Here is a 9,800-nt window from a genome sequence, read left to right on the forward strand (position 1 = left end):
CATGCCTGAGGGAGGGTGTGGGGCGCCCTCCACGGAGCTGCAACCCGGACGGGCACATTCCCATTCCGGCGCGTCCCGCGACGGCGGCGTTTTTTGCCCAGCCATTACCGTCCCTCGCTCAACCGTTCGACCGCGTTCCGCGTGGGCTCCCGCGTGGGACATCCCGCGCGGCCGCACCGCATACCCTCGTAGGCATGACGTCCCGCGCCCCGACCCGCCCCGTGGGCGCGGTCACGCGCGGCACGACGAACCCCAACCGGCTGCGCCGCATGGACCGCTGGATCGCCGCGACACACGGCCACGACCTGCGCCGGGCCGCCGATCCCGTCGCCGTCGACCTCGGTTACGGGGCCGCGCCCTGGACCGCCGTCGAGCTGCTGGAGCGACTGCGTTCCGTCGCGCCACGCGCGCGTGTCGTCGGCGTCGAGATCGAACCGGCCCGGGTGGCGGCCGCGCGGCCGTACGAGCGGGCGGGGCTGGTCTTCCGGCACGGCGGGTTCGAGATCCCGGTCCCCCAGCGGCCGCACCTGGTGCGCGCCGCCAACGTGCTGCGCCAGTACGACGAGGGCGAGGTCGCCGCGGTCTGGCGGCGGCTGTGCGGGCGGCTCGCGCCGGCCGATCCGGTGACCGGGTTCCGCGGCGGCCTGCTCGTCGAGGGGACCTGCGACGAGATCGGGCGCCGGCACGTGTGGGTGGCGCTGGGACCGGAAGGGCCCCGCACGGTCACGTTCGCGACCCGGCTGGGCTCCCTTCGGCGCCCCTCGGACCTCGCGGAGCGGCTGCCCAAGGCCCTGATCCACCGCAACGTGCCGGGCGAGCCCGTGCACGCCTTCCTGCGCGACTTCGACCGCGCCTGGGCGGCCGCCGCGCCGTACGCGTCGTACGGCGCCCGGCAGCGGTGGATGCGCTCGGTACGGGACCTGACGGCCGACTGGCCGGTGACGGACGGCCCGACGCGCTGGCGGCAGGGCGAGGTGACGGTGCGGTGGGCGGCGCTGGCGCCGCGGGACTGACGGCAACTCCCCTGGCGTGGCCGAGACACAGGGCGCAGGGCCGTCGCCGCCGGACGACCAGCGGGCGGCCACCGGCGATCGCCTGGCGACCAGCGGCCGGGCAGCAGGCGACCAACCGGGCAACCAGCCGGGCGACGGGGTCCCCCCGACACCCCCGGGAACGATCTCCGTGAGTCGTTCGTCACACAGGCGGGGAGAGTGAATGCGGGGGCGGGCAGGAGGGGAAGGACTGCCGATGCCGGTTCTGTCGTCACCTCTGTAGTTTTCGGCCGTGACGTGGCACGATCCCCCGAGCACCATAAGTTACTGACGGTTAATCACGCATGGGGGACGGGGTATGGGAACGGGCAAGCGCGGCCTGCTCGCGGCAGCTGTGACCGTGGTCTGCGCGGTCACCGTGCTGGGGGCGCCCGGCACGGCGTTCGCCAGCCCGAACCCCACGCCAACGCCTGCGCCGTCGGCGGGTTCGTCGGCCCCCGCGCTTCCCTCGACCGCCACCAACAAGGACCTCGAGGCCGTCCGCACCCAGCTCGAAGCGCTCTACCACGACGCCGCGGTGGCCACCGACGCCTACAACGCGGCCGAGGAAGCGGCGCAGAAGCAGTCCGCGGAGATCGTCGAGCTGGCGAAGAAGATCGTCGCGGGCCAGAAGAAGCTGGACGATCTCAAGGACCGCGCCGGTGCCGCCGCCCGCGCCCAGTACCGCACGGGCGGCCTGCCCGACGAGGCGCAGCTGATGCTGAGCAACGATCCGTCGGAGTTCCTCGACGGCGCGGGCCGGGTCCGTCAGGGGCAGCGCGCGACCAAGGGCCTCATCGGTCAACTGACCCAGACCCAGCAGGACTTGGAGCAGTACTCCAAGGACGCCTCCACTCAGTGGCAGAAGCTGGAGGCGGGCCGCAAGACCAAGGCGGCGGCCCAGAAGAAGATCGAGAAGCAGATCGCCGCGGCGGAGAAGCTCGAGGCGCAGCTGGAGAAGAAGGAGAAGGAGCGCCTCGAGCAACTGGAGGCTCAGGTCGCGCAGAAGGCGCAGAGCGCCTGGCTGGACACCGGGATCCTCAAGGAGATCGACAGCGCGGCGTCCCTGAAGGGCAGGGCGGCCGTGCAGTTCGCCACCGCCCAGATGGGCAAGCCGTACGTGTGGGGCGCCGAGGGCCCGAAGAGCTTCGACTGCTCCGGCCTGACCTCCGAGGCCTGGAAGAGCGCCGGACAGCCGATACCCCGCACCTCGCAGGAACAGTGGAAGCAGTTGCCGCACGTCGCCGTCGAGGACATGCGCCCCGGCGACCTGATCATCTACTTCAGCGACGCCAGCCACGTCGCGATGTACGTGGGCGACGGCTCGATCATCCACGCCCCGCGCCCGGGCCGCACCGTCACGCTCGCGGGAGCGGGCACGATGCCGATCCTCGGGGTCGTCCGGCCGGACGCGTGACCTCACCCGTGTGACCCAGGGCACCTCCGCCTGCGGCCGGGCACGGGGGCGACGTGACGTTCGTCATTCCCTTCCGGGCATCGGCCTGTCCAACTGCGGTAGGTAACGCGGCATATGACAGGGGCCTGAGATCAAGCTGCGTTCCGTACGCCATTCCGTTGCAGCGCCTTCTGCCGCTATGGTCCCCGTCGGTGGGTCGAGGTCCCTCGCCCCACCGTGCCCTCGGGGGGAGGGAAGGAACCAGGACGATGCCCGTACCCGTACCGCGGCAGAGAGCGATCCCGGCCGTGGAAAGTGGTCAGGCGCAGGCCGTGTCCGCAGTCGGCGGCCCCTCGGAGAATGAAGCCGGTCGCCGGGAAGAGCAGGCCTGTCGCAACGAGACGACGGTGGCGCACGACGCCGTCCCCTCCGGCGCGCAGCAAAACCCGCAGGGCGAAACGCTCAACGTTCCGCCCGTGGACGGCGTCCACCACGGCGTGAGCACCGCAGGGCTGAGCACCGCAGGCGTGAGCACCGCAGGCGTGAGCAATGCAGCCGTGAGCAATGCAGCCGTGAGCGCGCTCGGCATCACCGCGCCCGGTGCGGGCACCGCGCACACGCCCCTCACGCTGCTGCTGATCGAGGACGACCCCACGGCCGCGCCGATCTTCCGCGACCTCCCCGACTCGGACGGCAGGCCGATCCGGGTGCGCACCGCCCGCAACCTCACCGAGGCCGAGCGGCTGCTCACCGACGACGTGCACTGCATCCTGCTGGACATCGCGCTGCCCGTGCCGGGCCGCACGTCCGCGGCCGCCGGCGACGACGAGCTCGCCGTGCTGCGGCACGTGCTGCGGCTCGCTCCCCGCCACGCCGTGCTCGCGCTCACCGCATCCGGCGACGCCGAGCGCGGCGCCGAGGCCGTGCGCGTGGGCGCACAGGACTACCTCTTCAAGGACGAGCTGGACGGCCGTCTGCTGAGCCGCGCCATCCGGTACGCGGTGGAGCGGAAGCGTTCCGACACGGCTGAGCGGCGGCTCGCCGAGGGCAAGCTGCGCGCGCAGGAGAACGCCCGCCTGGAGCGCGGCCTGCTGCCCACGCCGCTGCTGGAGGGCTCCCCGCTGCGGTTCGCCGCCCGCTACCGCCCCGGCCGCTCGCGCGCCCTGCTCGGCGGCGACTTCTACGACACCGTCCGCACGCCCGACGGCACCGTGCACGCCATGATCGGCGACGTCTGCGGGCACGGTCCGGACGAGGCCGCGCTCGGGGTGGAGCTGCGCATCGCCTGGCGGGCGCTGACCCTGGCGGGCCTGTGCGGGGACGAGCTGCTGAACACGCTCCAGCAGGTGCTGGAACACGAGCGCGACGACGACGAGATCTTCGCGACGCTGTGCACGGTGGACATCGCGCCCGACGGCCGCCGGGCGGGCCTCTGCCTGGCCGGCCACCCGGCGCCGCTGATCGCCCGCCCGGACCGGCCCGCGCGTCTGCTGCCGTACGACAACAACGGCCCCGCTCTCGGCCTGCTGCCGGGTGCCCGCTGGCCGCGGATGCAGGTCGAGCTGGGCGCGGAGTGGAGCCTGATGCTGTACACCGACGGCCTCATCGAGGGGCGGATCGGCGAGGGCAGGGAACGGCTCGGCCAGGACGGCATGGTGGAGATGATCCGCCGCCAGCTCGCCGAGGGGCTCAGCGGGGAGGCGCTGCTGCGCGCCGCGGTGAGCGAGGTACGCGAACTCAACGGGGGCGAGCTGACGGACGACGTCGCGGTCGTCCTGCTGGACCGGGTGCCGTAGAAGGACGCGGGACGCGCCGCCGCGCGGCACCCTGCGCGCCGCGCGCCCACTACTGCGCCCACTGCTGTGCCTGCTGCCGCGCGTGGTACGTGATGTCTGGTGCGGGACCGGCCTGGTGCGGGACCGGCCTGGTGCGGGACCGGCCTAGCGTCCGCCGTTGTACGGGCCGTACGGGCCGTCACTGCTGCTTCCGCCGCGCCGGCGGCCCCAGCCGCCGCCCGAGACCTGCCGGAGGGCCGGACGGACGTCCACGAAGAAGACGATCGAGGCGACGAGGCCCGCGAGCTGCAGGAAGAGCATCGGCACCAGAAGGTTCACCGCGACCGCGATGCCGAGGATGATCAGCCAGAAGCCCTTGTTCTGCTTGTCGGCGGCGCGGTACGCGTCGTCACGGAACAGCGCGGCCATCACCAGTGCCACCACGGCGAAAGCCAACATGGCGAGGTAGAGCAGCCACATCAGCCCCGCGAAGCCTGCCATCAGCACAACGCCCACCACCTGATTCGACGCGTCTCGTCCCGGACTCGACCTGCTCGTGTCCTACGCGGTCACCGTACCCGCAACCACGCTTCCGCTACCCGTACAACGGGCCGGGCACCTCGTCAGTGCCCGGCCCGTGTCCGTATGTCGTCTTCTGCCGTGTCCGTCCCGGCCGTCGGTCTCACTTGGCGGGAGGCGTCGTCTTCTTCGCGGCGGGCTTGCGCACCGGGGCCTTCCGGGCGACGGGCTTCTTCGCCGCGGCGGTCTCGGACCGGGCCTCGGCCGGAGCGGTCTTCGGCTCGTCGGTCTTGAGCTGGACCGGCTCGGGCTTCGGCGCCGTCTTCGGCTCGGCGTTCGGCTCGACCGCGATCGCGAGCTCCTCGATCTCCTCGGCGGCCTCGCCGCGCCAGGTCTTCACGGCCTGCTCGCCGTGCTCGGCGACCTTCTCGTAGGTCTCACGGGCCTTGACGGCGTACTCGGCGGCGACGCCGACACCGCGCAGGGCGAGGTCCTGGGCGGACTCGCCGAGCTTCTTCAGGTCGGCGTCGAGGGTGCTGCCGATCTTCTTGATGTCGCCGTCGAGGGTGCTGATGAAGTCGGTGACCTTGGCCTGGAGGGACTCCTGCGCCTCCTTGGCGCGGGCGGTCGCCTCCTTGGCACGGGCCGTCGCCTCCTTGGCGCGGGCGTTGGCCTTCTCCTGCACGGACTTCGGGTCGGTGTTGCGGACGGCCTCGAACCGCGCCGGGGCCTCGGTGCGCAGCTGCTCCACCAGGCCCGGCACCTTCTTCGCCTGCTGGAGGGCCAGGTCGGCGGTGCCCGCGGCGAAGTAGAGCGGAGTCGGGTCGCTGAAGGTCTTGCGCAGGTCGTCGGTGATGGCCATGGTGAAGGTCCTCCCGGATTCACGTTCGTCTGTGTTCGTCTGTGGTTCGCGTGCGTGGTTCGCGTGCGCCGAGTACGCACGAGTACGTCGTCCTCGGCTGAGGGTCGTGCGGTTCCGCAGCGGTGCGGCCGGTCCCCTGGTCCGGTCAACCGGCCGTCTGCTGCGGATCGGCGTCGCTCTCGTGGGCCCGGAGGCCCGTTCCGTCCGCACGGCCGTCGTCGCTCCCGATCCCGTTCTCCCTGCGGAAGGACTCGTAGATCTGGAGCAGCGCCTGCTTCTGGCCCTCGGTCAGGGTGGGATCGGCGAGGATGACCGCCCGGGTCTCGACCTCGTCCAGGTCCCGCTCCGCGTCGAGGATGCCAGCCCGCACGTACAGCGTCTCGGCGGAGATCCGCAGCGCCTTGGCGACCTGCTGCAGCACCTCCGCGCTCGGCTTGCGCAGCCCGCGCTCGATCTGGCTCAGATACGGATTGGACACCCCGGCGGCGTCGGCGAGCTGCCGGAGCGACAGCTGCGCGTTGCGCCGCTGCTCGCGCAGGTAGTCACCGAGATTGCCGACGTTGAGCGATGCCATGACTCCACCTTGCACCACCACCGCTAACTTTTGCAAGCACCTGCTTGCAAAAGTGCGCCACACCACTCCACGGGCCCGGCATCGACGCCCCTGTGTCCGGTCTCTGCTGACCTGTCACGCTACAGGTGGGCCGGTCTCGGCCTATGTGAGCCATCTACCCGTGTGTCTCAGTCGACCTTGGCCGTCTGCTGTTCTGTCTCGCTCTTCCTGACCCGCTGCCACAGCCTGGCTGTCTACGGTCGCCGTACATGGACAGCGCCGGGTGGGGGTGTCTGGTGGAGGCTCAGGACTTCCGGCTGGAGTACGTCGACGCTCGCAGTGACCTGAATGAGGGGCCGCTTGAGGTGATGTGGCCGACGCGTTTCGCCTGTTGGCTCAGGTGGACTGAGACGAGCTCGGCACCGCTGTCTCACCCAGCCTGGACAACAGCAGCGAAGGTGCGGTTTCAGCGGAAGGCAGCACCGTTGTCCGACGCCCATTGCTGGAACGATCTGGCTGCGGACCCGGTGACCTGGGCAACGGTGTCGCGCACCTTCAGCAATTCGTCATTGACGTCCCCGCCCATCAAGTCGAGGACGGCATCCGCGGTCTCGTCTCCCATGAAGGAAGCCATCTGCCGGTGGGCTTCCTCCCGGCTGATCTCAATCAAGGCCACCTCCTGCCCCAACGCTGCAGCGATGGCCGCGACCTGCCATCGGACCGTGACGCACTCCGGCCCCGTCAATGCATACGTCTGCCCCTGGTGGCCCGGCTCGGTCAGCGCCGCACGGGCCACCGCCGCGATGTCCGCAGGGTGGATGGTCGGGAGACCGATGTCCGCATACGGCGCTCGAACCACGCCCCGATCCCGAATCGACTGCGCCCACCACAGGGTGTTCGAGGCGAACTGCGTCGGCCGCAGTATGGTCCAGGCCATGCCGCTGTCCTTGAGTAACCGCTCAACAGCCAGGTTCTCGCCGGCCGCAGGCAGATGCGGATGAGTCTGCACCGTGATCGACGACACGAGCACCACATGCTCCACGCCTGCCTGCCGGGCAGCCACCAGGACCCCTGCTTCCGCACCCATACCCGACAACAGGAACAGGGAGCGCGCTCCCTCCAGCGCGGCCTTCAGAGAATCCGCCCGCGCGAGATCGCCCTCAACGGCTTCGATCCCTTCAGCGAACGAGGCCCGTCCCGCATCACGAGTCAAACCCCGCACTGGTGCGGCGCCAGCCAGGCGCAACTCCCTCATCAGAGCACTTCCAATGTTCCCGGTCGCGCCGGTCACGAGGATCATCGTCATCTCTTTCTGCCGTCAGCCAGTGATCACGTCCACGGCACGCTAAAACCTCAACCTCACTTGGGGTCAAGAATTCAGCTCCACCGCCTCGTGCCGGCTCAGGTCAACTGCGACGACAGGACACCTGCACCCTCAGCGGCCGGAGTCGACGACCGCACATGGCTCAGCACCATCATCACGACCACGGCCCGACAGATCGAGACCCTCCTGGCCGCCCCGGAAGGCACAGTTGCCCCGGCTCAGGGTGCGCACTAGGGTCGATCGGGTGACTGCCGGGTCGGCCATGGGCCATACACGAGTGAGGCGCCCGGCCTCGGCGTGAGCGCAGGGCGGGCCAGAGCCCCGCCCGATTCTCCCTGTCTTCCCTCCCAGCGCCCTCGCACGGCGCCCTGCCCAGCGGATTCAAGACCCGGAGACACGCCTCAGATGTCACTCAAGCAGCAGCGCGAACCCAATTCCACGGCGGCGACGACCAGCGTCCAGTTGAACCACACCGCCGTCTACGCAAGCGACCGTCGGCTGTCGGCCGAGTTCATCGCCACGATCCTGGGCCTGAAGGTCAGCGCTCCGTTCGGGCCGTTCCTGCCCGTCGACCTCGGCAATGGCGTCACGCTCGACTACTACGAAAAGCGCGACGAGCCGATCCAGCCCCAGCACTACGCGTTCCTCGTTCCCGACGAGCAGTTCGACACCATGGTCGCCCGTCTGGACGCGGTCGGGGTCGTCCACTACGCCGACCCCAACCACACCGAACCAGGCCAGATCAACCGCCTCTTCGGCGGACGCGGCGCATACTTCGACGACCCGGACGGCCACAACATGGAGATCATGACCCGGCCCTACGCCCGCCCCTAGAAGGCCGTCCGGCAGCAGCACGTCGGACTCTCTCCACCTCCGATCACCCGTTGCCGACGAAGCAGCTGTCGCAGGTCGACGGCGCCCTCTCGGGCTGACCTCATCGCCAACAGACAGTCCGCGAAGCCGTGTTCGTGGGCCGCGCTCCCGGGCAGTTCTCACCAGCCCCAGGCCGGCGTCTGTTCGCCGTGGGTCCAGACCGCTGTCGTCCTGGGACGGCTCGCCGCGGTGAACGCGATGCCCGTCCACCGCATCCAGTAGCCCTCCCGGACGGCGATCTCCGGCGGCGCTGTCGGCGTCCGTTCGCGAGCGCCGGTCATCGGTGGTCTCGGACGGCGTCAGGAGGGCTGGACCCGGTCGAAGAGGGCGAGGGCTTCGGCGGGGTCCGGGCTCACCAGGCGCTCCAGGCCGGTCGTCGTGATCTCCGCCCACCTGCCGGCCCGCTCCCACATCCGTTCCTCGAAGGCGCGGACGGCCGTGTCCAGATCTGCGGGGCCGGCGGCGATGGACTCGGCGAGTTCGGCGCCTTCCAGCATCGCGAGGTTCGCGCCCGCCCCCAACGGCGGCATCAGGTGGGCGGCGTCGCCCAGCAGCGTCACCCCGGGGACATGGGTCCAGGTGTGGGACACGGGCAGGGCGTAAAGGGGGCGGTGGACGAACGCGGTGCCGCGGCGGAGGAGGTCGAGGACGGGAGCGGCCCAGCCGTCGAACAGGGCCAGCAGGCTCGAGCGCACGGCCACGGCGTCGGACGCGTCCAGGTTCGTGTGCCAGTCCAGCGGCGCGCGGAACTTGGCGTACACCTTGACGTGGCCGCCGCTGTTGCGCTGGGCGACGAGGGAGCGGTTCACGCCGTACACGGCCACGGAACCGTCGCCGATCAGCCCGGCGAGGTCGGGGTGCCGGGTGTCGACGTCGTCGAGGGAGGTCTCGACCGTGGTGACGCCGGTGTAGTGCGGCGTCACCGGCGAGACCGCCGGGCGGACTCGGGACCAGGCGCCGTCCGCGCCGACCACGAGGTCGAACGTCTCCTGTCGTCCGTCCGCGAAATGGACCCGTACGCCGTCCCTGGTCCCTGGCACCACCTGCGACACGCCCCGCCCCCACTGGACGTCGAGCGGGCCGAGCAGCAGATCACGGAGTTGCCCGCGGTCGATCTCGGGATTGGCCCGGTCGTCCGGACCGGGTCGCCAGTCGCGCAGGACGGTCCCGGCCGGGTCCAGGATGCGCATGGCCTGCCCCTCGGGGCGGGACAGCGTCTCGAACTCCGCCGACAGCCCCGCCTTGTCCAGCGCGACCCGGCCCAGCCCTTCATGCAGGTCCAGCGTGCCGCCCATGGGGCGGGCGTCGGGGGCGGGATCACGTTCGAGGACGGTGACGGTGACGGTGTCGGTGTCGTGGCGGTGCAGGACACGGGCGAGGGTGAGGCCGCCGGGACCGCCGCCGACCACCGCGATGCGTTGTCTCATGTCGATACACTGTATTGACACAAGACGATGTATCGCAAGA

At 70.8% G+C, this 9,800-nt stretch carries 10 protein-coding genes; 4 read left to right on the plus strand and 6 right to left on the minus strand.

What is annotated here, in order from left to right:
- Nucleotides 1–194 precede the first annotated feature (194 nt).
- The 3 genes from QA802_RS19550 to QA802_RS19560 all read left to right on the plus strand — a co-directional run bounded on the left by QA802_RS19550 (nt 195) and on the right by QA802_RS19560 (nt 4,223).
- Nucleotides 195–1,013, plus strand: coding sequence for a class I SAM-dependent methyltransferase (locus QA802_RS19550; protein WP_334524342.1), 819 nt, complete (start codon nt 195–197; stop codon nt 1,011–1,013).
- A 337-nt stretch (nt 1,014–1,350) separates the two neighbouring features.
- Nucleotides 1,351–2,448 carry a C40 family peptidase gene (locus QA802_RS19555; RefSeq protein WP_334524345.1) on the plus strand — a complete coding sequence of 366 codons (1,098 nt, stop codon included), beginning with the start codon at nt 1,351–1,353 and terminating at the stop codon, nt 2,446–2,448.
- Nucleotides 2,449–2,696: 248 nt separating this feature from the next.
- On the plus strand, nt 2,697–4,223 hold the full coding sequence (locus QA802_RS19560; RefSeq protein ID WP_334524348.1) for a PP2C family protein-serine/threonine phosphatase: 1,527 nt from the start codon (nt 2,697–2,699) through the stop codon (nt 4,221–4,223).
- A gap of 144 nt (nt 4,224–4,367) precedes the next feature.
- Here QA802_RS19560 and QA802_RS19565 read toward each other — a convergent pair whose 3' ends face one another.
- The 4 genes from QA802_RS19565 to QA802_RS19580 all read right to left on the minus strand — a co-directional run bounded on the left by QA802_RS19565 (nt 4,368) and on the right by QA802_RS19580 (nt 7,436).
- On the minus strand, nt 4,368–4,703 hold the full coding sequence (locus QA802_RS19565; RefSeq protein WP_373430479.1) for a DUF2516 family protein: 336 nt from the start codon (nt 4,701–4,703) through the stop codon (nt 4,368–4,370).
- Between the two features lie 181 nt (nt 4,704–4,884).
- A complete protein-coding gene (locus tag QA802_RS19570) occupies nt 4,885–5,583 on the minus strand; it encodes a hypothetical protein (protein ID WP_334524351.1) in 699 nt (232 codons plus the stop codon).
- A 145-nt stretch (nt 5,584–5,728) separates the two neighbouring features.
- On the minus strand, nt 5,729–6,157 hold the full coding sequence (locus QA802_RS19575; protein WP_334524354.1) for a helix-turn-helix domain-containing protein: 429 nt from the start codon (nt 6,155–6,157) through the stop codon (nt 5,729–5,731).
- A 445-nt stretch (nt 6,158–6,602) separates the two neighbouring features.
- Nucleotides 6,603–7,436 carry an NAD(P)H-binding protein gene (locus tag QA802_RS19580; RefSeq protein WP_334524357.1) on the minus strand — a complete coding sequence of 278 codons (834 nt, stop codon included), beginning with the start codon at nt 7,434–7,436 and terminating at the stop codon, nt 6,603–6,605.
- A gap of 429 nt (nt 7,437–7,865) precedes the next feature.
- Here QA802_RS19580 and QA802_RS19585 point away from each other — a divergent pair, with 429 nt between their 5' ends.
- Nucleotides 7,866–8,294 (plus strand): VOC family protein, encoded by a 429-nt coding sequence (locus QA802_RS19585; RefSeq protein WP_334524360.1) that lies wholly within the window; start codon nt 7,866–7,868, stop codon nt 8,292–8,294.
- A gap of 158 nt (nt 8,295–8,452) precedes the next feature.
- Here QA802_RS19585 and QA802_RS19590 read toward each other — a convergent pair whose 3' ends face one another.
- Both QA802_RS19590 and QA802_RS19595 read right to left on the minus strand, forming a co-directional pair.
- The gene (locus QA802_RS19590; protein ID WP_334524363.1) at nt 8,453–8,614 is read right to left on the minus strand and encodes a hypothetical protein; all 162 of its coding nucleotides are present in this window, start codon (nt 8,612–8,614) and stop codon (nt 8,453–8,455) included.
- Between the two features lie 18 nt (nt 8,615–8,632).
- A complete protein-coding gene (locus QA802_RS19595) occupies nt 8,633–9,760 on the minus strand; it encodes an FAD-dependent oxidoreductase (protein WP_334524366.1) in 1,128 nt (375 codons plus the stop codon).
- Between the last annotated feature and the right edge of the window lie 40 nt (nt 9,761–9,800).

It is taken from the genome of Streptomyces sp. B21-105, assembly GCF_036898465.1.
Classification (GTDB): domain Bacteria; phylum Actinomycetota; class Actinomycetes; order Streptomycetales; family Streptomycetaceae; genus Streptomyces.

Excerpts from the sequence above, each read along its gene's own strand:
- QA802_RS19590 (WP_334524363.1), bottom strand. The coding sequence starts at position 8,614 with ATGACCGGCGCTCGCGAACGGACGCCGACAGCGCCGCCGGAGATCGCC.
- QA802_RS19585 (WP_334524360.1), top strand. The coding sequence starts at position 7,866 with ATGTCACTCAAGCAGCAGCGCGAACCCAATTCCACGGCGGCGACGACC.
- QA802_RS19575 (WP_334524354.1), bottom strand. The coding sequence starts at position 6,157 with ATGGCATCGCTCAACGTCGGCAATCTCGGTGACTACCTGCGCGAGCAG.
- QA802_RS19560 (WP_334524348.1), top strand. The coding sequence starts at position 2,697 with ATGCCCGTACCCGTACCGCGGCAGAGAGCGATCCCGGCCGTGGAAAGT.
- QA802_RS19555 (WP_334524345.1), top strand. The coding sequence starts at position 1,351 with ATGGGAACGGGCAAGCGCGGCCTGCTCGCGGCAGCTGTGACCGTGGTC.
- QA802_RS19595 (WP_334524366.1), bottom strand. The coding sequence starts at position 9,760 with ATGAGACAACGCATCGCGGTGGTCGGCGGCGGTCCCGGCGGCCTCACC.
- QA802_RS19550 (WP_334524342.1), top strand. The coding sequence starts at position 195 with ATGACGTCCCGCGCCCCGACCCGCCCCGTGGGCGCGGTCACGCGCGGC.
- QA802_RS19580 (WP_334524357.1), bottom strand. The coding sequence starts at position 7,436 with ATGATCCTCGTGACCGGCGCGACCGGGAACATTGGAAGTGCTCTGATG.
- QA802_RS19570 (WP_334524351.1), bottom strand. The coding sequence starts at position 5,583 with ATGGCCATCACCGACGACCTGCGCAAGACCTTCAGCGACCCGACTCCG.
- QA802_RS19565 (WP_373430479.1), bottom strand. The coding sequence starts at position 4,703 with ATGGCAGGCTTCGCGGGGCTGATGTGGCTGCTCTACCTCGCCATGTTG.